Origin of the sequence: Roseibium sp. HPY-6, from assembly GCF_040530035.1 — a bacterium.
Lineage (GTDB): Bacteria > Pseudomonadota > Alphaproteobacteria > Rhizobiales > Stappiaceae > Roseibium.
The window spans coordinates 971,143-992,634 of the sequence record NZ_JBEWCD010000002.1; the positions used below are offsets into that span (position 1 = coordinate 971,143).

Sequence of the window (21,492 nt, forward strand, 5' to 3'; positions counted from 1 at the left end):
GCTCCGTTTCCTGCCCTCAATTGGCCTGCGCACACCGTGTTCAGGTCAGACATCAATTTTGCCTTGAGTACCTGGCCTTACGGTTAAACTCTCAGAGGTGCTCACTTTCGCGTTTTCAAATAGGCAATCAGTGCAGAGCGGTCGTCCGTTTCTTCATAGCCATCGAAACTCATGAACGTTCCGGGAACAAGAGCCTTAGGAGACTTTAGAAACGCATCCAGCTGTGCTTCGGTCCACATGCTTTGCGCCCTGGCGTATCTGACCAATGCCGGCGAATAGCGTTTGAAGGCCGGGTCGCTTGCGATCGGTTTGCCGACAATGTCATCAAGTGGAGGCCCAATGGGCTGACGACTGTCGGAATTATGACAAAATGCACATTGGGCAAAGAGTTGTCGACCTCGCTCAATCGGATCGTCCAGATCCGAGGAATCAGTCTCGGCGGTATATTTCGCCCGCATTGCCAAAAGGTCCGCCGACTGGGCTTCCGAAAGACCGTCTCTGACATCCAGCATTGCCGCGGCCTGCGACCAGGTCATGCTTGCCTCGATCTCTCCAATTTCAGCCCCGAGATGCGCGGTATGAGCTGGATCGATCACGCCTCCTGATAATGAGGTTTCCAGAACGCGCATCAGCTGCGCTCTGACCTCCAAAAACATCGGAAACTCCCTCGCATTTTGAAGGGCGGCTTCTCTCAGCCTGTCAATTTGAGACGGCGTGAGGATCTCCAGGACTTCCTTTGCGACAAGGCCGCGCTTCACGCCGTGGTTGGAACCGATGCGCAGCGCCACAAAACCAAAATGCTGACTTGGTTTGCCGACGACTTCAAAGTCATTGAACTCCTGCGATCCGGTCGTCCAGCTCAGGAACCTGGCCGTGAGATTTACAAGCTCCTTCTTGTCGGCCTTTGACTGTCTCAACTTCGGATCGCCACCGCCGTTGCCCTGCCGTCTTTCTCCCGACAGGTGTGTTGTACGAATGTCGGTCAACGCCCGCTGTTGGTCGGTTGAGAGCGTTTGGGCAATGTCGCCAAATGTCTGCGCAAGCAAGCGCCCGAGCTCCGCCTCGCGCGCTCCGTAGTCACGCCCGAGTTCAATAAATTGTTCCCTTGTGACATGTTCAAACGCAAGCAGCCCTTCCAGCGCGCGGTTCATCTCCTGGCGCGCTTCATGGGCTCTATTCAATGTGTCCTTCTGCGCATGCACCAGCGACACCATCTGTGTGCGCTGCTGCTCGGTCAGCACTGACAGTGTTTCGCGGGCAACTTCGCTTCGCTTGAGGCTGTGCCCACTTGTAACCCTCAGGCCTACGAAGCCGAAAAAATTGGCCAAACGACCAACAGAAATGTAGTCGTTGTTCGCCGGGCTTCCTGTCAGCCACGTCAGTGTTCGCGATGCGACGGCCTCTGTGAGACGGCGTTCATCAACCTGAATTTTGCTTATGTCTCTTAGGGCTGCGTTTTCGCTGGCAGCGGCCGTCACGGTTAAAGCGGCGGGCGGCAGCGGTTGGGCCAGAAGGCAAATGGTTAGGAATTTCGCAGTTCTGTTCAGCATGAAACCACTCGCGGTTTGAGGAGCAATTTCGTTTGCTTATACAAACACAACGTCGCAGACCTATGCCAAGCTAAGGCCAATGTGTAACAAGTTGTATTCACGGTGCCTGCAACATTCACGTTTGGGCGCGCAGACGTTTCGCGGTTAAGGCGCTACAGGCAAACTCAGCCAATAGAAAGCTTGCACGCTTGGGAGCGAAGAGCTGTTTGCGCAGCGGCCGCGTTCCATTTTGACCTTTTCGACCGAGATCGAATTTCAGGTAGTAGTCTCCTTGTGCTGGCGTCTTGGGTAACCGGCTTACGCGCTGCTTTCGAGGAGACGGATTAAGCGGACGAACCGGTCACGTGGCCCATGGACCCATCTTGACCAACCCGGCCGTTTCCCCGAATGTCGACCACGGTGCTCTGGACAGATGTCAAAACGGGTGGAACTTCGGAATGATACTTGATTGGCAAACGATTTGGCTTTTTGGGATCGCCAGTTTCGCATTGGCAGTGACGCCTGGACCGGACATGATACTGGTTGCGGCGCGCAGTGCAGCGCAAGGCCAAACGGCCGGGTTGGTGACGCAGTTCGGTATATCTGCCGGATCAATAATTCATGCTGTCATATTGGCGCTTGGGCTCTCCCAATTGTTCTTGGCGGTCCCGTATGCGTATGATCTTGTAAGGTATCTTGGCGCGGCTTATTTGCTTTATTTGGCTTGGCAAGCGTTTACTTCGTCTGAGAGCGCATCTGCAAAAACGGCTGCACGCAAGCAACTGTCGTTGCGTGTAATTTTCAGGCAGGGACTCATTACAAACCTGCTCAATCCAAAGGTTGCGCTATTTTACCTCGCACTCTTTCCCCAGTTCCTGGCCCCAGAAAAAGGCTACGTTGGGATACAGATCTTGTTGCTGGCAATCATCTTTGTCGCGATTGATCTCGTCGTTCATGCCGTTGTGATTTGGTTGGCCGGAAGTGCGCGATCTCTATCGAGGAACAAGTGGGCGTTTGCAAAATGGTCGAGATATTTTCTCGGTCTCGTCTTTGGCGGTCTTGCTGCAAAACTGGTTTTTGACGGCCAGAAATAAAGCGTTCGCGTCGCAACTTTCCGAAGGACCATAGTGAGGGCGCAACGTGCTCGGACAGCTCATCTGCAGCGAAAAGCGGCTACGAGCTTAAAGTTCAAACTCAAACGCAGCCTGCGAAAATCGACCTCGCAAATGATCAACTACCGCGGTCCGGGCAGACCGGTTGCGCGTAATTCGATTTCCAGGTCAGGTCCTGAATGCGTTCTCTATCAGCATTGTGAGCCGCGGCATCAATTCGGTTATCCAAGCGGCCCCTCGATTGCCGTGGCATGACAGCCAGAGTTGAGAAGGCCGCTTTTCCCCTGTTCCTGGCCACCAGGTGACTTCCAAAATACCCTTTTCGGCATGGCGCTTGAAGTGCCAATGGGTACAGCCGGGGTATTTCTTGAGCGAGGTCTTCATGCCAAGGGTGAGGTCTTCGCGGGCGCAAATCCTTTGTACGGCAGCTGTGACAGTGCGGTCGTCCAGGTTTTGGGGAATGTCGATCGTGTGTTCAATCACGTATGTGCCCCTTCTGGCAGAGTATGGTTCACTTGCATGATCACCTATGTCTCAACACCGTTGCTAACGGATTTTCCAAATCCATTGCACCTGGATGAGGATTGCATGCAGTGGCGTTTGGAAAAAGCCTCAAGAATGAAAAACTGCGGTCTGCGATCAATGCGATTTTTGCAGCAGTTTTTCGCATTGTGGGCAGAGGCGACGATTTTCCCTGATCGCAATGCGGTCTCTTGATCTCACGACCGGAAGGCAGGACTTGAGGCCGAGTGTTGACCGGATAGCGGTCCGGGCAAAGCATCGCCAACGCACTATTACCGCATGGGCCGAGCCGCTTCCGCCACTCGACCGGTAACAGACTTTCAGTTTGGCGACCCTGCTCAATGTCATCCTCCGGGGTGACATATACATGGGACGATAGGTGCTAGTTGGATCGGATCGCAACGGGAGGTCCGCCAATGAGCAACTGGGATCAAATGCTTCGCAACAAACAAAAAACCGGCAGTTTCCGTGGGCAGAGCACGAGCGAGCAGGATGCCTATTACCAGTTCTTTGCAGATGACACGGGTCCCTTTCCAAAACCGGGCCGGTTTAAAAAATGGTACGTTCGGGTCGCGGCATTTGTCGTTCAAACGGTGTATCTGCTGTTTAGCGGTTCAACGGACGCTGTTCGACAACGCACCAAGCGGTCAGGGGAAACGGTAGTAGCGAAATATGACGGCGCATGACCCGGAACTTCAGGCGGCACGAGCAGAAATCCAGGCCGTTATCGAGACGGATCTCTCAACGTACCTTGCCCGCGACAGAACCGCCTGGGAAAAAAACTGGGTCCAGGATGAACGGTTCCAGAGCATCATGGAATGCGGCACGATGCAGATCGCCAGAGGGTATGCGGAGTTCCGGCGTAACGTGTTTGACTCCATGGACGCATCGCCCGGACCCATTCACGCCGACATTCGGCGCGAGAACATTACAATTGAAGTTCATGGCGATATGGCATGGGCGACATTTGATGAGATTGCGACAGAAACAGAAAATCCTCTGATTGCACCCAACCTGTCACACAATTTCCGGCTCTTCGAACGGTCAGGCCGACGATGGCGCATCCTTTTCCACGGCTGCTGGGCCGAACCCCTGCGGGATATCAGCTCCCCTGCTGTCGAGGTCAACCAGGACTGCGGGGTCGTCTGGCTGAACTCCGCCGCATCCGAATGTCTCAGAACCTTCGAAGGACTGACAATCAGTCACGGAACGCTGCGCGCGACCAGTCCGTCCTGGGACAAGGGACTTCGGGAAACGGTTTCCCGGTCCCATAAACTCAAGGGGTTCGGCCAGTTCAGTCAGGTCGCCTCGGCCGGGGAAAACTCGGTGACGTTTCCTGTGGTGCTTGGCGAAGACGGCGAGGGCGCTCTGCTGACCTGCTGGGTTAGGGTGGCCGACTGCCGTGTTTATGTTCTCTTCGGGGAGAATCCCGATCTGTCAAAACAGATCCGGATCGCTGAGCTGATTTTCGGCCTGTCGCAAACCCAGACCGAGATCCTCGACCGTATCGCGCGCGGGTTTGATCTTTCAGGGATATCCGCTGAACTCGGCTTCTCGCGAAATACGGCACGCACGCATCTGCGGCGTATTTTTGAAAAAGTCGGGGTCCGAAGCCAGATTGAACTTCTGCGCACGCTCATAAGCTTCAGAGTCTGATCTGCATCGCCAGAATGCGGGGCTTCCGAAACATCTGCCGCGTACCTTCTGTGAACACTTTAGCGCTGCGATGACAACGGCGCTAAGCGTGGAGACACCAAACATCGGGGTACTCTATGCCCGTACGATTTCAACGAGGCCGTTACTCCAGAAAGGGCCGCTTTTACAAGCAACAGCAGAGCCGTAAACTGATCGCATGACGCTGACGAGTTCAATCACCAGCTATGATGAAAGGTGGCCACATCTCTTTGAGGAAGCGGCAGGCCGTCTACGATCGATATTCGGTGATGCATGCGTCGAAATACATCATGTTGGAAGCACTGCGGTCGAGGGTTTGGCCGCCAAACCCGAAATCGACATTCTCGTCGTTGTTTCCGATGTTAGCCGGTTTGACCGGTGGCAGACTGATCTGCTCGGTTTGGGGTACAGGCGTGGTGGAGACTTGATGAAGGGCCATCACTTTTTCAAGCGCGATGTCGGTAAGGTCAGGACCCATAAGCTACATCTTTGCCTTTCAGGTCACACGCAGATTCAAAGAATGCTGGGAATACGCGATCACTTGCGCACAAATTCCGCTGATCGCAGGGCCTATGCAGAGCTGAAATTGCGTCTTGAGAAAGAGAATAGCTCGGGCATCGCGGAGTACCTGGAAGGCAAGGCACCCTTCCTCGATGATCTTTACCGGAAAAGCCGGAAGTAGGTCTGACCGACTTGGGTCAGAGCTCCACTTCGTTCTGCATCTCTGCCATTTGACCTGATCGCAATACGTGTCCGGATCAGCGATTTTGTCGCAACCTTCTGAAACATCAAAACCCGTGCGCAAGTGGTCTGTTATTGCATCTGTCGCGAAGATCGGAACTGGGTTCGCTTCAACCGGGTTTCCGCGGTAAGACGCATCCTTTTTCGCATAAAAATACAGGTGTGTTGCGGTCTTTTCGAGAGTTATTTATACATTGTATAAATAACTCATTTGGAGATTGATATGCCCACCGGACACGTCATGATGGCTATCTCGCTGGATGGATATGTAGCGCGAAAAGACCATTCGATGGATTGGTTGATGAAACAAAAGACAGCCGATGAAGATCATGGCTTTGCCGAGTTCCTCGGCACCATTGATGTCATCGTTATGGGCAGCGGATCATATCGTACAGTGCTTGGATTTGATGCTTGGCCATATGAAAAACCTGTTGTGGTTCTAAGCAATTCAATCGCGAACGAGGACGTGCCACCCGAATTGGCTGAGAAGGTGGACATCATGAATCTGTCCCCACAGGAACTGATGGCAGAGATGGAGCGCCGAGGGTGGCAACGCATCTATGTTGACGGCGGCGCAATCGTGCAATCTTTTCTCAAACTGGGGCTGATCAACGACTTCAAATTGGCGATTGTTCCCATTCTTCTTGGGGAAGGCATTCGCTTGTTTGGCGAGCTGCCGGCAGATATTGATCTTGAGCTGACGCAAACAAAAACCTTCCCATCGGGGTTGGTGGAGTTGAGATATAAGGTGGTCTGATCCGTGTCTGAGCCGAAACGCAGAGGAAGACCAAAGAAGTTTGCAGGCGGTGTCGATAAGAAGACCGTCCTGCAATGTGCCCACTCGATTTTGGAAACTTACGGGTTGGAGGAGCTTACCTTTCGTTCGATCGCTGCCAAGTTGGGCGTAACGGCGATGGCCGTGAAATATCACGTTGGTAGCCGGGAGCAATTGCTGCGCGATATTGCAGCCCAGACTTTCGAAGGTATTGACGCAAGCGTTTCTGTTGGCACACCAAGGGCTGAGCTTAGGCTGTTGCTGGTTCGCTATATCGAACTTGCTCTGAAAAACGCCGATCTTGTTCGGTTTCTGCTAAGCACGCCAAATTGCATGCCTCAGTCGCTTCGTGACTTCACATCTCAAGTCAAACACAGAACACAGGCCATCAATGGCGGTGACCCCGGCAACGTTATGCTGAACTTGTTGATCGACTACATTCACGGCTTTGTTTTCGCTGCGGATGCCGCTCCAAATGAGCTTAGTCTGACCTTGGATCAATGCTTGAACAGCATCGATTGGCTGTTGGATGTCATGGATCGTGGAGATTGAACAAACCCAGGGGTGAATGACAGCAACGCCCTGCATCCAGGTAATTTGTTCTGGTCGGTTCGTCCGGCTGATCTTAAGAGCAAGACAGTATCGACCGAGGACTCCGAGCGCCCTGAGCTCTGCGCGTATCTCTTATCCGGCATGAAACGCGCCGACACATGCAAGTCACCTTGCATCGCAAGGCGTATCAGGCGCTGCGGATTGCCGTCTCCAGTTCACCGAACCCCACGAAACGCCGTTCATAGGTAAGACCGAGGCTGCTGGCTATCTCGCGCGCCTTCTTTTCCAGCGATGGATCGTCGGTTTGCGGCATGTAGACGAGCTTTTCGTAGTTTCCGAAGACGAAATCGACCATGTTCTTGTTCCGGTCGAGACCGAAGGCCTGCCAGATGAACTTCTCGAAGCTCCGGCAGAAAAAGTCGGTCAGATAGAATGTGGTGATCTCATCCTCACCATATGCGGAAAAGGCTTCGTTTCCCCAGTAAAACGAGAAACAGTGCGGACCTGCGATCCGCTCGCATCCGCCTTCTTCCAGCAGAACCCGATCGAGCGCTCCGGCGGTGCCGCAGTCTCCATACAAGACAAAAATCTTGTCGTATCTGTCCTTGTTGGCGCGAATTTGCGTCCGTACAGCTTCGGGGATTTTGTCGGGCGTATGATGCAAGCCGGCGGGCAGGCATTGCACGTCGAGATGCTTCAGGCCGTTCTTTTCGATGAGCCAAACGATCTCTTTTCCAAGCGCGCCGCAGGCCAAAAGAAGCGTGCTTCCGACACCCTTCCTGAACTTGAGGGCCTCTCCCGGGTCTTGCAGAAGATCCCTGTCGCCGAATGTGCTGTTTGACCGTACCTTTCGCACCGCTGCTTCCTTCCCATGCTTCGAGAAATCAATGTCGCATGCGTTGGTCTTGGCTCAAATGACATTAGGCCCTTGATTTCGGCCAGTCTGCGCATGATTTGCGCCATATCCGGTGCAGAATCCGACGTCTTTCAATCGGGAGCTATCCAAGTGGGAGCTGCCTGCGCGAATGGTGCCCGATCTAGCTTTCCTCGGTGTCCGGCGTCGAGCTCACATCTCCCTGGAACTGTCTCCGGTAATCGTGAGGTGGCACGCCGAGTGTCCGAATAAAGGATTTGCGCATCCGTTCATCGCTTCGAAAGCCGCAGATTTCAGCAACGCGCACAACGGTCAGATCCGTTTCTTCAAGATATCTGCGGGCGGCTTCAACGCGCATTGCCTCGACAGCCTTTGCCGGTGTCGAACCTGTTGACGCCTGATATTGCCTGGCGAAATTTCTGGGGCTCATGCCGACACGGTCCGAGAGTGCTTCGACGCTCAAGTCGTCCTGCAGATTTTCCTGCAGCCAGGCGTGCAATTGATCAAACCGGCTCGATTGATCCAATACCTGACTATGCAGCGTGGTGCTGAACTGGTCCTGGCCTCCGGACCTCACGGCAAAAACGACGAGGTCGCGGGCAATCGCAAGTGATGCGTCTCTGCCGAGGTCTTCGTGGACCAGCGCAAGGGCAAGATCTATTCCGGCCGTTACCCCGGCAGATGTCCAGACATGTCCGTCGCGAATGAAGATCGGATTGGTATCGACCTGAGCCTCAGGATGGTCGCGTGCCAGGTCATTGCAATAGCGCCAGTGGGTGACCGCCCTGCGGCCTTCAAGAAGTCCGGCAGCGCCGAGCAGAAAAGCGCCGGTGCAGATGGAGGCAACGCGTCGTGATTGGCTCGCCAGCCTTTTGAGCGTGTCGACCACCACCGCGTTGTTTGAAGCCGCTTGCGCGCCTCGACCGCCAACCACGACAAGCGTGTCAATCGGATTGCACCATTGGGCAGCAGGTTCAGAACGGACACTGACCGGTGTGTCCGTCACCACTTCTGCGCCGTCGGCAGATACCAGCGCGGTGCGGTAGGCAGCAGATCCAGAAAACTGGTCTGTTGCATCATTGAAAACCTGCAAAGGGCCAGCGAGATCCAGAAGTTTGACCCCCGGATATATGAAAAAAACGACGCTATGGAATTTGGCAGTTTTCTTGGGCATGATGTCATTTATGCCAAACCGGATTTGGCTAGTCTAGGCGCTCAACGAAGGAATTTCACAGGCACGAGCGAGGATCTTTTCATGGCTTACAAGTTGCTGCTTGGCGAATACGCTTACTCGGACCAATCGATGCGCGGCTGGCTGGAGGTGGATGCATTCGGCATCGATTTCCAGCCGTCATACGTGCCGATGTTTTCCGAAGAATTTGCTGAAACGCTCGTCAGACACGCGCCCGCGACGTCCCTTCCGATCCTGCTGAAAGATGTGCAGAGCGACAGAGCGCTCACTTGGGAAAGTGCCGCTGCAGCCGAAATTCTTGCAGAGCGCCATCCGGACGCGGGGCTATGGCCCTTGGCACCCGAAGCCAGGGCGATGGCGCGTTCCTTGTCGGCGCGCGCAAGAACCGGCTTCTCTTCTCTGCAGTCGCTGCCGATGAACCTGCACGCGCGTTACCAGGGCTTCGTTCCCAGTAAATTCGAGCAGGAAGATGCCAGCAGGGTTGTCGCGTTGTTGGAATGGGCCCTGGGCCTTACAGGCGGTCCCTATCTGTGCGGTCAGGCATTCTGCGCCGCGGACGCCGCCTTTGCTCCCATTGTCACGCGGTTCGTCGCGTATGGGTTCGAGCTTACCGAAGCAACGAAAGCCTACGTCGAGACCATTTATGCCCATCCGTCCTTTCGCAGATGGCACGCATGCGCGGATGCTCAGCTGAGAAGGATCGATGACCTGCATCTCGACCTGCCATCGGGAAGCAGCAAGGACTGGCCGCGCCAGCCGGTAATGCGGGGAAAACCCTACGAGGGAGATGTCTCCGACGCCATCAATGAAGCCTGCCCGTATTCAGGCAAACCGGTCGTCGAAACCTCGCTCGCGGAAATCGACGGCATGGTAGTGGGCTTTTGCAATCCCTTTTGCTGCCGCCGCGGAATGGCAGATGCGGAGAGCTGGCCAACGGTCATGGCCGTGATGGGACGGCCTGTTCCAGCATGGGCGGCGCAGGCTTGAGAGTCGTGTCGGTGTGCTTGGTAACACCAGTTGCTGAGCGCACCACCAATTGTTGTCTTGGTTTATCAGCCTAATTGGCTAAGGCCGGTGAAAAATGCGTGGTAGCCGGTTTATCACGAGAACAGATGAGCACGTAGACTTCACGGGTACCCTTCAAGCCCGACAATAAGGCGTCCGTCACAAGGGCCGAGTACCCACGACTGTGACCCTCAACCAAAGTAATAACTCGATGGCAACGATCGAACGAAGGGCAGTCGAGACGACATCGAGGCTCCTTGCTCGTAAAAACTCATTCAGTCTTCTAGTGCCCGTGACCAAGGCGAATTGCATGTAATCCGGGGTTACGTCTTCGGGCGAAGCTGGCCGGAAACCTCGTCTTTGAGACAGCATGACGATTCCTTTGAGATAGCGCGCCGATATTGTTTCCCGAACGGATCGCTATGTTACCGATATCTGTGTTCGTCGAGTGCGCTCTTGCGGCTCTCCTGATCTTTTCCCCGGCTTTTGGTGATGGATGCAAAATAAAGTTTGGAGTGAATTGAGCGCGAAGCGATTGGCACAGGCCATCGGGATCTCTTCTTTGATGGCATCTGACGTGCAAACGGCGACCGAGACGCAACGTTACACCAGGGAGGTGCGTTAAGTCCAACTTCCCCTGAGCCTGCCTATCAGAGCTTTTATTGCACTAAATACAACGATTTACGAGGATAAAGACTTGATGCAACGAATACTACTCGCAGCGGTAATGCTCTTAGCTAGTATCAATGCCAACGCCGCAACTCTGGATATCGAAGCGAAGCAAATTGGCAGCGACGTTTACTTTTTTGGGACCGGATCGATCGATCTGACCGGGTTTGGAACACCTGCTCAAATTGGCCTGGGTTTCAATGAGAGCCGCCCCGGCCGACAAGCGTTCGGTGTTATCAATGGCGCCTTGGTTGATCGCTACACAGTTACAGGTCTGTTCACGAGCTTCACGCCGCTGAGTAATGTGCGCTTCGATCTGGAAAGCTATTCGCCGACCGAAACGGGAGACGCTTTCTACATAAACGGTCCCCGCCCATTTACCCGCAACTATATCCGCGTAACACGGGGCTACTCGTCGCTTGATCCGTTCAGTTTCACATGGATTGCTTCTGACCGCATCCTAGCCGATCTTGACCTCAACTACGGAACGCTCGCTGAATTTGGGAACAACAAGATCACCCTCACTGGCACGCCTCCTACGCCAGTACCGGTTCCGGCGTCTTTCGGTTTCCTGGCGCTGGGGCTCCTGGCGCTTTGGCCGTTTCGCCGAAGGTTCCGTGAAGCGCAAGGCTAATGGTCTGGAGGCAGGCGCTCAACTTAGGGCAACTGTACTTTGTGCGCAGAAGGCGTAGACGACTTTCTGCTTTTGCCCCGCGAAGTCGGAGAACAATGGACGTCGTGTCGCTGTCAGGGGCGCATAGCAATCACGGCGGAGTCATGTCCGGATCTTGCCGTCAACAGCCCCGGAGCAGCATTCGCGCTGGCGGATCATTATTGCGCGCTTGCAGGACTTCGGGGCGCAGACACCCGGTCGGTAACAACGAGACCGAACGGATCTTCAGCACCAGACCGATCATGTGAGCGGTTTGGCCAGGTACTGATACTCGGCCAGACTGCTGGCGCATTGGCCCGTTCACCGCTGATGACACATCATCCCTGTGAAAAATGAAATGCCTGCCGGTTTTGCCTTGTGCACCGTGCAGTTAGAATGGCTCGAAGAAGACGGGCCAAGAAGCGAGCAGGCGTATCAGATGTATGATCCCAAGGGAAATGGCAGGGAGAGGGCGGTTGATGCCGTGCAGTTTGTCGAGGCTCTTCCGCCTGCACATCTGAGCGGTATCGTCCACCGCTTTCTGGAACTGAAAACACAATCTGCCTTACCGTCGGATTACCGGTTTCACGCGTTGCCTGACGCATGCACATACGCGATCTTCGACCAGCTTGACCCCAAGGCCGCAGGGATCACGCGTCTCCGGGCCTCGTCGGAAGAACTCAACCTTCAGCGGTCGTTTCACTACGTCAACATCCGCTTCCTGCCTGGCGTCTGGCAACGGGACCGCGAGCCGGTCGCCTACGGGCTGGTAAACGGAGGCTATAGTGGCGGGCTTCCGCTCGTTTCGCTGAACAAGGAGATGAGCGGCCTGGATTTTGTAGCCAAGCAGGCCGTGATGTCGAAATTCGTGGACGGTCTCGTTTCGGATCAAACCGTTGTTGCCAATCCCGTCACGGAGAAGATCTTCCAGAACATTGACGCGATCCGGACGGTTGCCGACATGGCAGAGATCGCAAATCTTTCGCCGCGCCAGTTGCAGCGCGTTCTCAAAAAGACAACCGGGTTTGCACCGCACGATTTTTTGAAAGTTCTCCGGTTGCAGCAATCACTGGATGGCGAGCCGTCACTTGCCTATGCCGACCAGTCCCACTTCATCCATTCCTTTCGCAAGGCAACGGGTTACACGCCTGAAAAATACGCCCGGAAGTTCGATGTCTGATATCTACAATACAGGCTCCTGACGGCTTGGTAGGTCAGCGGCATATGCAACGACGAAAGGAAGTTGGTTATGTCGAAAATGAACGCTGTCGGATGGTTCGATATCTATGTGAACGAGCTGGATCGTGCCGTCCGGTTTTACGAAACCGTGCTGAACTGCAAACTGGAACCCATCGGCGACCCGACCGGTGAAACCCAGATGATGAGTTTCCCCGCCGACATGAGCGCTTACGGCGCGGGTGGCGCTTTGTCAAAATCGGCGCACGCTTCTCCGGGCGCGGGTGGAACGGTTGTCTATTTCTCGGCGGAAGACTGCGCTGTCGAAGAAGCCCGCGTTGATGCTGCCGGAGGTGAGGTTCTGAGGCCCAAATTCTCTATCGGTGAATTCGGCTGGGTGAGCCTTTGCCGGGACACGGAGGGCAACGTCTTTGGCATCAGCTCAATGAACTGAACACGTCAGAGGACTGGTCGACCAAACTCTGAGGGCTGCAACGTGATGGGATGCATGGGCGCGTCACAGCGGTACCATGCATCCATATCGTCTGCGAAGCAGATTGCGTTTTACAGCTGCGAAACGCCTGCGATCACTCAGCTGCCTCTTGTCCCTGTAAGCTGTGATCCGCCTCTCCATAGTGCTTTTCGCGCGACATCTTGCCGATGCCGGGATTGAAACTGTTGGTCGGATCAAGCGTTTGATAGTGGCTGGCAAGGGCCGGCTTGGCCGTATAAACGTGCCCGACATTGTGTTCGGACGGATATTCAGCGCCGCGCTCATCCAGGATTTCCAGAAGCCGCGCTTTCAATTTTTTCGGATCGCGGCCCTTTTTTACCACATAATCCTGATGCAGAACGTGGCACAGGAAATGGCCGTAGTAGAGCTTGGTTGCAAGTTGGTCCTCAATGTCCCCTGGCAGCTGTTCGAACCAGTCCGGGTCATTGCGTCGTAGCGCAATGTCGAGCGCAAGAATGTCCTCACATTCATTGGTGTGAACCGCGCCGTAGCGTACGGCAGCACCTGCGGCGGCAAAACGATGCAGCATCGCCTTGCCCGCTACCTTGTCATCGCACAGGAACCAGCCGTCGCTACCAATTGTTTCTTCAAGCATCGTTTCGGTCTGGGCGGCGGTCGCGCCGGAAACCTTCAGGATCAGGTGATGTTCATAGCGTGCTCGGTAGTCGAGCATGCTTGCTGGTAAAGCTTCAGGTACCAGACGGGACAGAAACTGCATGAACCTGTCGGTCAGGTTTTTCGGCAGGAAAGGGAGCTTGTTCAAACGGGCGTCGATGGCACCCTTCATGGCAAAGAAGAATGGCAACCGGTCGGTGCCGAACCAGTCGATCATCAGCACTGTGTCCTTGCCATAGCGATGGGCCACATCAAAGCACTCACGGTGGAGATACTCCGCGCTGACCGGTAGTTCCGGCAGGTCTGCCAGAAGCCGGCGACGCAAAGCCGTCAGTTGGCGCGTGTCATTGGTACCGATGTAGTAGACCTTCTCACCCTTCTCGATCGGGAAGGTATCGAGTCGCACCGCAAAAACGACCACTTTTCCTGCCGAGCCTGAGGATTCATAGAGACAGCGCGGGTCGGCATTATAGCGTGACGGTGTCTCTGCATCGATGTCGCGCACGCGTTCGCCATAACTGTCATCCGAGGCCCGTCCGGTGTCCCAGTCAACGCACGCAGGATCGATCTCGTTCCGATCAAGCTTCCCGAGAATTTCTTCAGGGGACTGGCCGAGGTTAATGCCCAGGTGATTGATCAGTTGTAGTTCGCCTGCTTGATCGATCTGTGCAAACAGGGAAAGTTCCGTGTACGCCGGACCGCGCCGTACCAGGGACCCGCCTGAATTGTTGCAGACACCGCCGACGATAGACGCGCCGATGCAGGAGGAGCCGATCACCGAGTGAGGCTGCCGCCCGAGCGGTTTCAGGAGCCTTTCCAGCTTGAAGAGCGTGCCACCGGGTTGGCTGACGATCTGGCGGCCGTCGTCCAAGACATGCAACTTGTCGAGACGCAGTGTCGAGATAATCACGACGTCGCGGTCGTAGCTGTCCTTTGGGGTCGAGCCCTCCGTCAAACCGGTATTGGCCGCCTGCATGATCGTGATGCAATCGGCAGCCACAACCGCCTCAAGAACGTGCCACATTTCAACGAGTGTTCCCGGCACGACAACCGCAATCGCTCCTCCTTCGCCGGATCGGAACCCTTTGCGAAAGCGTTTAGTCTTGCGGTCTTGTGTCATGCAATGCCGAGGACCGACAATTTCTTTCAGCTTTTGAATCAGAACATCGTTTTTCATCTCGAACCTCATGCCAGGGCGAATGGCGGGCCGGAAGACCGGCCCGCCGGATTGATCAATAGGCGACCGAGGGCAGCCAGGTGGCGAGCGCGGGCCAGAGGAAGACAAGCGCCAGACCGAAGAGTTGCAGCAGCACGAAGGGCACGATCCCCTTGTAGATATCCGTCAGCTTGATGCCGTCCGGGCACACGCCTTTGAGGTAGAAGAGCGAGAAGCCCACCGGCGGTGTCAGGAAAGATGTCTGAAGGGTGACCGCAACCAGGATCACGAACCAGACCAGCGCAGGCTCGTCGATGGCACCGAAGCCAGGGATATCGAGACCAAGCCCGTTCACGATGGGCCTCATCAGCGGAAGCACGATCAGCGTGATTTCAATCCAGTCGAGTACGAACCCGAGCAGGAAGACAATGCACAGGATAAAGATCACCGTTCCGCTCGGCCCCAGCCCGGTCGAAGAGACCATGCTCTCGATCAGCTCGTCGCCGCCGAGTTCTCTGAGGACAAACGAAAACACTGTGGCGCCGAGAAAGATCGCGAAGATGTAGGCGGTCGTGTTGAAGGTTGCCTTGAGCACGTTCCAGGTTTTGCGGAAGGTCAGCTTGCGATAGGCAAGCGCCAGGAGAGTGGCCCCGATCGCGCCGATGCCCGAGGCTTCCGTTGGTGTGCAGATGCCCGCAAAAATCGACCCCAAAACGGCGAAGATCAGCAAAAGCGGTGGAACCAGGGCAACCAGAATATCCTTGAACGCTGCCCAGTCCGGTGCGCTGGCGCCTTCGGGCGCCGGCGCTGCTTTCGGGTTCAAAAGGGCCAGCACGAAAATATAGAGCAGGTAGATTGCACCCAGTAGCATGCCGGGAATGGCGGCCGCCATGAAGAGATCGCCGACCGAAAGCGCCATCTGGTCCGCCATGATGACAAGCATGATGGATGGCGGGATCAGGATGCCGAGCGTCCCGGAGGCCGCAACGACACCCGTCGAAAGGGTTTTGGAATACCGGTGCTGCATCATGGCCGGCAGAGACAGAACACCCAAAAGCACCACGGACGCACCGACAATGCCGGTTGAGGCGGCAAGAATGATGCCGATCAGGGTCACCGTTATGGCAAGACCGCCGCGGACAGTGCCGAAGAGGCGTGTCATGGAGGTCATGAGGCGCTCGGCGACACCGCTTTCATCGAGCATCAGCCCCATGAAGATAAACATCGGCAGCGCCACTAGAACGGCATTCGACATGACCGCATAGACCCGGTTCACGACAGCGCCGAGGGTCAGGTAGTCAAGACCGGTGAACGTGTCTTCCAGACCGGTCCAGGCCATGTTGCCCATGTCGAACTGATAGGCGAGGCCGCAGAAAATCATGCCTGTTCCGGCCAGGGTCCAGGCGACCGGAAATCCGGTGAAGAGTAACCCGACAAAGCTCATGAACATGGCAATGACGAGCATTTCTTCTGTTGTCTCCACAAGGGTCGACAGCCCGGCCGTTATCAGCGCGAAGACACCGATGAGCACCAGGAGACGAGTGAGGCCAGCACCTTGCCGTTCGGAAGGATCCGCAACGATCAGGGCATGAACATCGTGCAAAAGGCGCGCGACCGCGGCAACTCCCAGAAGGATGAAACTGATCGGTATGATTGCTTTGAAGGCCCAACGGAAGGGCAGGCCTGTTGCGGAAGAGGAGCGTTCGTTGACGCGAAAACTTTCCTGAAAATAGTCGAACCCCTGGTCGACCATCAGCCAGACAAACGGGGTCAACAGGAACAGGATGCCCAGGATTTCGACGATCCTCTGTGCCCTGCGCGACAGTTGCATATGCATGAGATCGACACGCACATGGCTGTCGGTGGTCAGTGCATAGGAGACCCCGATCATCGTCACGAGTCCGTAGATGTGCCACTGGAGTTCATCGAGCTTGGGCAGGTTCACGTTGAACGCGTAACGCAGAACAACCTGGGTAACGATGGCGGCGACCAGCAAGAGATTGGCCAGCATGACCACGTGGCCGGTGGTTTTCACGAAGGTGTCGATCGCAACCGCAAGTCCAAAGCGGTCCGGATCCTTGTGTTCGGTGATCGCCTCATAGTGCTGGGCGAGATCGCCTTCGTAATTCGTGTTCATGCTCATGGTGCCGGTCCTCCTCAAGTCCGGTACGGCTCATCCTTGCGCGGTCCTGGCAAAGACCTTTGCTGGCGCGCTGAAAGCAGTAGGAAGCCGTGCCCGATCAGGCGGGCACGGCGGACGCTGTGTCAGAAGCGGGGCAGGAACGCGTTCTGTTCCCACAGGTCGTAGTTCGTGCGGAACGCGGTCAGGTCGGCATAGACCTCGGCGAAGTAGGCGTTGTTAGCGCTTTCTTCTGCCGCGACTTCTTCCCAGGTATCACGGAAGAGCTGCAGCATTTCCGGGCTCCACTTGCGGATCTCGACGCCGTTTTCCTCCACGTTGCGTTTCAGGGCGTCGAATTGCAGGGCTTCTCCCTCGGCAAAGCTGTCGGCCATGGAAGCTTTGCAGGCTTCGGCCAGGATGTGCTGGTGCTGCTCGGATGCGGCATCCCAGACGTCCTTGTTGATCAGAAGCTCAAAGACGGTCGCCTGCTGGTGCCAGCCGGGGAAGTAGTTGTACTTGGCGACCTTATGGAAGCCGAGACGCTGGTCGATTGCCGGCATGGAGAACTCGGTCGCATCGATGGCGCCTTTTTCAAGGGCTGGGAAGATCTCGCCGCCCGGAAGCAGGGATGTTGCGACCCCGAGCTTTTCCATCACTTTTCCGCCAAGGCCGAAGAAGCGCATCTTCAGGCCCTTCAGATCGTCGGCGGAATTGATTTCCTTGGAAAACCAGCCGGATGTTTCAGGTGCGATCACAGCGCACGGCAGGACTTTCACGTTGTAGCCAGCTTCGTCATACATGCGCTGGTAAAGATCGAGGCCGTTGCCGTAGTAGAGCCAGGCCATGTACTCGCCGGCCTCCGGGCCGAACGGGATTGCCGAAAACAAGGGGGCGGCCGGGATCTTGCCGGCCCAGTAGCCTGCTGTCGTGTAGCCGGCATTGATCTTGCCGGACGAAACGGCATCCAGGATTTCGAACGCCGGAACCAGTTTGCCGGGTTCATACACCTTCATGCGCAAGGTGCCGCCGGACATCACTTTGACTTCTTCGGCGACGCGCGGGATCGGTGTGCCGAGGCTCGGCAGCTCCGTTGAGAACGCCACAGGGACTTTCAGAAGCAGTTTGTCGGCGGCAAGAGCAGGCTGCGCGGCAAGGCCGGCGGCGAGCAAAAGGCTGGTCAGAAGCTTGGTCATTTTATCTCCTCCAAAAACGCGGTTTTGGGCAGTCCGTCACGGTCTGCCATCACCAAAAACCAGAGGTAAATAAAATTAACCTTCTAATTTAGTCAACAATTTTATTTACCACTGATGCTTAGCGTCGAGGTTAAATGACAGGTTGTTGGCGCTTAAAGAATTGAAATCAGGTGCATAAACGGAGGTGTGTCGGGGAAACTACTTGCATGTGAGGTAAAGCAAGATTACCAATCCCGTTGGAGGTGCCGTATGGGTGATCTAAATAGCTTGTTCGAACCAATTGCCGCAGAATCCGTCGTCGATCTGGTCGCAAATCAGATTGAAAACCTCATCGTTCAAGGCATTCTGCAGGAGGGCGCTCGGCTGCCTTCAGAACGCGAGCTTTCGGAAAGGTTCGACGTCTCCCGCCCAAAGGTCAGAGATGCGCTTAAACGTCTGGAAGATCTCGGTCTGCTTCACGTCCGCCATGGCGAGGGGACGTTTGTCGCCCAACTTTCCGGCCAGGCCATGAGCCCCGCGCTCATCAGCCTCTATGCCCGCCACGGCGTCGCCTTTTATGATTACCTGGAATATCGCAAGGAGCAGGAGGCTTTTGCGGCACGGCTTGCGTCCGAACGGGCAACGCCTTCCGACCGGGCGGCGATCGAGGAAGTGATTGCCGAACTGCAGCGGGCGCAGGTGGAAGGCGATCTGGAGGCCTCGGAAGAGGCTGACGTGAAATTCCACAGCATTGTCGTTAACGCCAGTCACAATGCCATGCTGATCCACATGATGCGCTCCATATACGATCTCACGCGCCGCGGCGTTTTTTACAATCGCCGCTTCCTGCGCACCATCGACGGATCGGGCGACCGGCTGATGGAACAGCACAAACGGATCGCCGAAGCCGTGCTCGCAGGTGACGCCGCTGAAGCGGAGGCCGCCGCGAGAGATCATCTGGATTTCGTGGAAATGTCTTTCCGTGTCGGCGAAAACCGGGACCGCCGTGAGGCGCTCGCAAAAAAACGTAAGCAGGCTATTGGTTTGTAAGCCGGAAAACATCCTGTTCAGGTGAGCGCGGTGCGGCAAACGTGACCGCAAGCGCAGGCTCTTGGCAACGCTTCACTAGGAAAGCACCGCTCCCAGGGGAAAGCCGATCAAAGGCGTTCCTTGGTGGGTGAATCCTTGGTTGATTGCGCAATCTCGACTCGCGCTAAGACCTCCTTTGCGATATTCTGACGTTACGTGAAGCATCTTAGGCAGGCCGACTTGGGGGTGTTTCAGTTCAGGGCGTACGTAGAAGAGGACTGCCGGAATGGCTCTGACATCTGATCGCTTTAAGGACAACGTGCGGCTCCAGTCCGCGGCACAAAATTCTCCATACATGAAGTGGGGTGAACGGGGCGATGCAGTCGCCCTTGTGCAGAAAGCTTACGTCGATCTCAATTTCAATCTCCCGAATTCCACCGGTGCAGGCGGCGTTATGGATGGCATATTCGGTCAGGAGACGTATGCCGCGACACGCAAGTTTCAAACCGAGCAGGACGGCTGCTCGGTTGACGGCATTGTCGGTCGGGATACCTTGAACCGTCTCGATCAGATCTTCCAGAAAATGCCCGGTGGCGCAAATCCGGTTTCACCGGCACCTCCTGGTCCGAACGCGCCACGGTTCGAGGCGACGCAGGAGCTTCAGGGGTTTGACGAGACCACCATTCCCCGTTGGCAAATGGTTCCTTTGAACGGTGAACGGCGCATTCGCCTGATGGACGGTGCAGATCTTACGGTAGTAAGTGCCAATACCGGTGTTGCAACCGTCCACGAAGTGAAGAAGTGTTTCGTCCACGGTGGGCGCGAGTTCATCATCAAGGGCCATACCAAGTCGAACATTCAGATTTTGGCAAAGAAGGGCCCTGCGACCGTTATCAGGCTCGACGTTTCGGTGAAGTCGAAGAAGACCGTCACGATGACCTTCAACTATGTCAGCGATACCTCCGGTCACCAGACCAGACGCAAGCCGGGCAGTCTGCAACCTACATTTGACCACGCCAACAAGCTTTTTCAGGATCAGATCAACGTCGAGCTAGTCAAGCGTTCTGTCAATCCAAGCTACAGCGTTGCTGGCAATCTCGGACAGATTGTCAAATGGACCGGCGTGCCCGGGACGGACGAGTGGCGCAAGGTCGTCGCCAATCGAGACACGGCATCGGATCTCAATGTCTTTTTCGTCTGGCGCTACGAGCAGGATGAGAAACTGGGGGATGGGGCCGACGCCGGTACGGCCGGCGGCAACTGCCTGCTTGAAGATGATCTTGCCTGGCCATTCTGGCACGTTTTGGCACACGAGATTGGCCATCACCTCGGCGTGCATGGCCATACGGCGAACGCGCGCGATCTTATGGTGGGTGGTCAGGGTGCCGGCGCTTTCATTCCACGGGCGCATGCAAATGTCATGAATCCGTGATGCGCTGGAAACTCGCAATCGTTGCTGTGGCAATCGCCACCGCCACGGCCGTTGTGTCGGGCGGTGTTGGCGCGGAACAAAGCAGGTCACCTGTGACCGGATCTTTCAACGAGGCCAGTCTTCTCCAGGCATTCGAGGCAGCAAAGACCGGTGACTACGGACCACTCGGTGCGCTGCCGGCACCGACGGCAGCCGCCATACCTGCACTAGAACGTTTGCTTGCCGACAACGACGAAACCGTCAGGCGCGAAGCTGTAACAATGCTCGGACGGATTGACGATCCGGCAGCTGTTCCGGTGCTCGCTGCTGCACTGGCGGACCCGGTTGACGACGTCGCAACGCGCGCTTCTGCTGCAATCTACCGCCTTGGTCCGGACGCGATGCAGCCAGGTGTCGGTGATCAGATCCGCAAGGCTGTCGAGAATGGTCTGACTGCAGGGGGGGCAATCCTAATTTTGGCCCATGATCCGGCAACGGAGGAGACGATTACCGTTCTTCAGAAACTGCGGGACGCAAAGGGCGATGAACTCACGGAAGTCTTCACGTCGTCATCAGCTGTCTCTATAGGCCTGATGGCTGATACCGCACTTGCGAAACTGGGTGAAGTTCGCGCAAGGGATAATCTGATCGCAGCTGCCGGATCAGGAGATCTTCCAACAGTTGAATTCCTGTTGTCGGCGTTGCGCGAGATTGACAGTCCCCACGTTATCGAGGCCCTGGCGGCGGTAACGCTCACAGACACCAGGCCGGTGCAGGGCGATGCGCCCTCGGGTGCCGAGACCGGTATGCGCCTTGCCGATCTCGCCGCGACACGGTTTGCGGCGCGTTTCAACCTGGATGCAGATATTGACGGCATGGCTGACGAGCGTCTGCCGGATCAGACCATCGAGACGATAAAGGCGGAACTGGAGAATTACATCGCTGCAGCAAAATAGACCCGTCTGAGCAATCGCATAAAGTCCCTCATGAGGCGGCAGGT

General features: G+C 55.9%; 21 protein-coding genes. 14 read left to right on the forward strand and 7 right to left on the reverse strand.

Annotated elements, in window-relative coordinates; all coding sequences use genetic code 11:
• Positions 1 to 101: 101 nt before the first annotated feature.
• Positions 102 to 1,550, reverse strand: coding sequence for a c-type cytochrome (locus ABVF61_RS15890; RefSeq protein WP_353994510.1), 1,449 nt, complete (start codon positions 1,548 to 1,550; stop codon positions 102 to 104).
• 437 nt (positions 1,551 to 1,987) lie between these two features.
• Between ABVF61_RS15890 and ABVF61_RS15895 the strand changes: the two genes are divergently transcribed.
• Positions 1,988 to 2,623 (forward strand): LysE family translocator, encoded by a 636-nt coding sequence (locus tag ABVF61_RS15895; RefSeq protein WP_353994511.1) that lies wholly within the window; start codon positions 1,988 to 1,990, stop codon positions 2,621 to 2,623.
• A 186-nt stretch (positions 2,624 to 2,809) separates the two neighbouring features.
• Here the strand turns inward: ABVF61_RS15895 and ABVF61_RS15900 are convergent, their stop codons facing one another.
• Positions 2,810 to 3,124 (reverse strand): hypothetical protein, encoded by a 315-nt coding sequence (locus tag ABVF61_RS15900; RefSeq protein WP_353994512.1) that lies wholly within the window; start codon positions 3,122 to 3,124, stop codon positions 2,810 to 2,812.
• A gap of 36 nt (positions 3,125 to 3,160) precedes the next feature.
• On the opposite strand from ABVF61_RS15900, the gene ABVF61_RS15905 reads away from it, so the two are divergent.
• The 6 genes from ABVF61_RS15905 to ABVF61_RS15930 all read left to right on the forward strand — a co-directional run bounded on the left by ABVF61_RS15905 (position 3,161) and on the right by ABVF61_RS15930 (position 6,905).
• On the forward strand, positions 3,161 to 3,358 hold the full coding sequence (locus tag ABVF61_RS15905) for a hypothetical protein (protein WP_353994513.1): 198 nt from the start codon (positions 3,161 to 3,163) through the stop codon (positions 3,356 to 3,358).
• A 221-nt stretch (positions 3,359 to 3,579) separates the two neighbouring features.
• Positions 3,580 to 3,849, forward strand: a complete 270-nt coding sequence (locus ABVF61_RS15910; protein ID WP_353994514.1) for a hypothetical protein — start codon at positions 3,580 to 3,582, stop codon at positions 3,847 to 3,849.
• Positions 3,836 to 4,819 (forward strand): LuxR C-terminal-related transcriptional regulator, encoded by a 984-nt coding sequence (locus tag ABVF61_RS15915; protein ID WP_353994515.1) that lies wholly within the window; start codon positions 3,836 to 3,838, stop codon positions 4,817 to 4,819. The genes ABVF61_RS15910 and ABVF61_RS15915 overlap by 14 nt, the downstream gene beginning before the upstream one ends.
• Before the next feature lie 196 nt (positions 4,820 to 5,015).
• A complete protein-coding gene (locus tag ABVF61_RS15920; protein ID WP_353994516.1) occupies positions 5,016 to 5,519 on the forward strand; it encodes a GrpB family protein in 504 nt (167 codons plus the stop codon).
• Positions 5,520 to 5,801: 282 nt separating this feature from the next.
• The gene (locus ABVF61_RS15925; protein WP_353994517.1) at positions 5,802 to 6,335 is read left to right on the forward strand and encodes a dihydrofolate reductase family protein; all 534 of its coding nucleotides are present in this window, start codon (positions 5,802 to 5,804) and stop codon (positions 6,333 to 6,335) included.
• A gap of 3 nt (positions 6,336 to 6,338) precedes the next feature.
• Positions 6,339 to 6,905: a TetR/AcrR family transcriptional regulator gene (locus ABVF61_RS15930; protein ID WP_353994518.1), complete on the forward strand. Its 567-nt coding sequence runs from the start codon at positions 6,339 to 6,341 to the stop codon at positions 6,903 to 6,905.
• A gap of 187 nt (positions 6,906 to 7,092) precedes the next feature.
• Here the strand turns inward: ABVF61_RS15930 and ABVF61_RS15935 are convergent, their stop codons facing one another.
• Together ABVF61_RS15935 and ABVF61_RS15940 are read right to left on the reverse strand one after the other, a co-directional pair.
• Entirely contained in the window at positions 7,093 to 7,761 is a 669-nt protein-coding gene (locus ABVF61_RS15935) for a DUF1638 domain-containing protein (RefSeq protein WP_353994519.1), read from the reverse strand.
• Positions 7,762 to 7,942: 181 nt separating this feature from the next.
• Positions 7,943 to 8,953, reverse strand: coding sequence for a GlxA family transcriptional regulator (locus ABVF61_RS15940; protein ID WP_353994520.1), 1,011 nt, complete (start codon positions 8,951 to 8,953; stop codon positions 7,943 to 7,945).
• A gap of 81 nt (positions 8,954 to 9,034) precedes the next feature.
• Here ABVF61_RS15940 and ABVF61_RS15945 point away from each other — a divergent pair, with 81 nt between their 5' ends.
• From ABVF61_RS15945 to ABVF61_RS15960, 4 genes are all read left to right on the forward strand, one after another.
• Positions 9,035 to 9,958, forward strand: coding sequence for a glutathione S-transferase family protein (locus ABVF61_RS15945; RefSeq protein WP_353994521.1), 924 nt, complete (start codon positions 9,035 to 9,037; stop codon positions 9,956 to 9,958).
• A gap of 715 nt (positions 9,959 to 10,673) precedes the next feature.
• A complete protein-coding gene (locus ABVF61_RS15950; protein WP_353994522.1) occupies positions 10,674 to 11,279 on the forward strand; it encodes a hypothetical protein in 606 nt (201 codons plus the stop codon).
• 376 nt (positions 11,280 to 11,655) lie between these two features.
• Positions 11,656 to 12,477: an AraC family transcriptional regulator gene (locus ABVF61_RS15955; protein ID WP_353994523.1), complete on the forward strand. Its 822-nt coding sequence runs from the start codon at positions 11,656 to 11,658 to the stop codon at positions 12,475 to 12,477.
• A 69-nt stretch (positions 12,478 to 12,546) separates the two neighbouring features.
• Positions 12,547 to 12,927, forward strand: a complete 381-nt coding sequence (locus ABVF61_RS15960) for a VOC family protein (protein WP_353994524.1) — start codon at positions 12,547 to 12,549, stop codon at positions 12,925 to 12,927.
• Between the two features lie 133 nt (positions 12,928 to 13,060).
• On the opposite strand, the gene dld is transcribed toward ABVF61_RS15960, so the two are convergent.
• The 3 genes from dld to ABVF61_RS15975 all read right to left on the reverse strand — a co-directional run bounded on the left by dld (position 13,061) and on the right by ABVF61_RS15975 (position 18,073).
• Positions 13,061 to 14,779, reverse strand: a complete 1,719-nt coding sequence (gene dld / locus ABVF61_RS15965; RefSeq protein ID WP_353994525.1) for a D-lactate dehydrogenase — start codon at positions 14,777 to 14,779, stop codon at positions 13,061 to 13,063.
• A 55-nt stretch (positions 14,780 to 14,834) separates the two neighbouring features.
• On the reverse strand, positions 14,835 to 16,901 hold the full coding sequence (locus ABVF61_RS15970) for a TRAP transporter large permease subunit (protein ID WP_353994526.1): 2,067 nt from the start codon (positions 16,899 to 16,901) through the stop codon (positions 14,835 to 14,837).
• Positions 16,902 to 17,023: 122 nt separating this feature from the next.
• Positions 17,024 to 18,073, reverse strand: coding sequence for a TRAP transporter substrate-binding protein (locus ABVF61_RS15975; protein ID WP_353994527.1), 1,050 nt, complete (start codon positions 18,071 to 18,073; stop codon positions 17,024 to 17,026).
• Between the two features lie 249 nt (positions 18,074 to 18,322).
• On the opposite strand from ABVF61_RS15975, the gene ABVF61_RS15980 reads away from it, so the two are divergent.
• The 3 genes from ABVF61_RS15980 to ABVF61_RS15990 all read left to right on the forward strand — a co-directional run bounded on the left by ABVF61_RS15980 (position 18,323) and on the right by ABVF61_RS15990 (position 21,448).
• Positions 18,323 to 19,102, forward strand: a complete 780-nt coding sequence (locus ABVF61_RS15980) for a FadR/GntR family transcriptional regulator (RefSeq protein ID WP_353994528.1) — start codon at positions 18,323 to 18,325, stop codon at positions 19,100 to 19,102.
• A 265-nt stretch (positions 19,103 to 19,367) separates the two neighbouring features.
• Positions 19,368 to 20,513, forward strand: a complete 1,146-nt coding sequence (locus tag ABVF61_RS15985; protein WP_353994529.1) for a peptidoglycan-binding protein — start codon at positions 19,368 to 19,370, stop codon at positions 20,511 to 20,513.
• A complete protein-coding gene (locus ABVF61_RS15990; protein ID WP_353994530.1) occupies positions 20,513 to 21,448 on the forward strand; it encodes a HEAT repeat domain-containing protein in 936 nt (311 codons plus the stop codon). The genes ABVF61_RS15985 and ABVF61_RS15990 overlap by 1 nt, the downstream gene beginning before the upstream one ends.
• Positions 21,449 to 21,492 lie beyond the last annotated feature (44 nt).

Excerpts from the sequence above, each read along its gene's own strand:
- ABVF61_RS15890 (WP_353994510.1), bottom strand. The coding sequence starts at position 1,550 with ATGCTGAACAGAACTGCGAAATTCCTAACCATTTGCCTTCTGGCCCAA.
- ABVF61_RS15895 (WP_353994511.1), top strand. The coding sequence starts at position 1,988 with ATGATACTTGATTGGCAAACGATTTGGCTTTTTGGGATCGCCAGTTTC.
- ABVF61_RS15905 (WP_353994513.1), top strand. The coding sequence starts at position 3,161 with ATGATCACCTATGTCTCAACACCGTTGCTAACGGATTTTCCAAATCCA.
- ABVF61_RS15910 (WP_353994514.1), top strand. The coding sequence starts at position 3,580 with ATGAGCAACTGGGATCAAATGCTTCGCAACAAACAAAAAACCGGCAGT.
- ABVF61_RS15915 (WP_353994515.1), top strand. The coding sequence starts at position 3,836 with ATGACGGCGCATGACCCGGAACTTCAGGCGGCACGAGCAGAAATCCAG.
- ABVF61_RS15920 (WP_353994516.1), top strand. The coding sequence starts at position 5,016 with ATGACGCTGACGAGTTCAATCACCAGCTATGATGAAAGGTGGCCACAT.
- ABVF61_RS15925 (WP_353994517.1), top strand. The coding sequence starts at position 5,802 with ATGCCCACCGGACACGTCATGATGGCTATCTCGCTGGATGGATATGTA.
- ABVF61_RS15940 (WP_353994520.1), bottom strand. The coding sequence starts at position 8,953 with ATGCCCAAGAAAACTGCCAAATTCCATAGCGTCGTTTTTTTCATATAT.
- ABVF61_RS15945 (WP_353994521.1), top strand. The coding sequence starts at position 9,035 with ATGGCTTACAAGTTGCTGCTTGGCGAATACGCTTACTCGGACCAATCG.
- ABVF61_RS15955 (WP_353994523.1), top strand. The coding sequence starts at position 11,656 with ATGCCTGCCGGTTTTGCCTTGTGCACCGTGCAGTTAGAATGGCTCGAA.
- ABVF61_RS15960 (WP_353994524.1), top strand. The coding sequence starts at position 12,547 with ATGTCGAAAATGAACGCTGTCGGATGGTTCGATATCTATGTGAACGAG.
- dld (WP_353994525.1), bottom strand. The coding sequence starts at position 14,779 with ATGAAAAACGATGTTCTGATTCAAAAGCTGAAAGAAATTGTCGGTCCT.
- ABVF61_RS15970 (WP_353994526.1), bottom strand. The coding sequence starts at position 16,901 with ATGAGCATGAACACGAATTACGAAGGCGATCTCGCCCAGCACTATGAG.
- ABVF61_RS15975 (WP_353994527.1), bottom strand. The coding sequence starts at position 18,073 with ATGACCAAGCTTCTGACCAGCCTTTTGCTCGCCGCCGGCCTTGCCGCG.
- ABVF61_RS15980 (WP_353994528.1), top strand. The coding sequence starts at position 18,323 with ATGGGTGATCTAAATAGCTTGTTCGAACCAATTGCCGCAGAATCCGTC.
- ABVF61_RS15985 (WP_353994529.1), top strand. The coding sequence starts at position 19,368 with ATGGCTCTGACATCTGATCGCTTTAAGGACAACGTGCGGCTCCAGTCC.
- ABVF61_RS15990 (WP_353994530.1), top strand. The coding sequence starts at position 20,513 with ATGCGCTGGAAACTCGCAATCGTTGCTGTGGCAATCGCCACCGCCACG.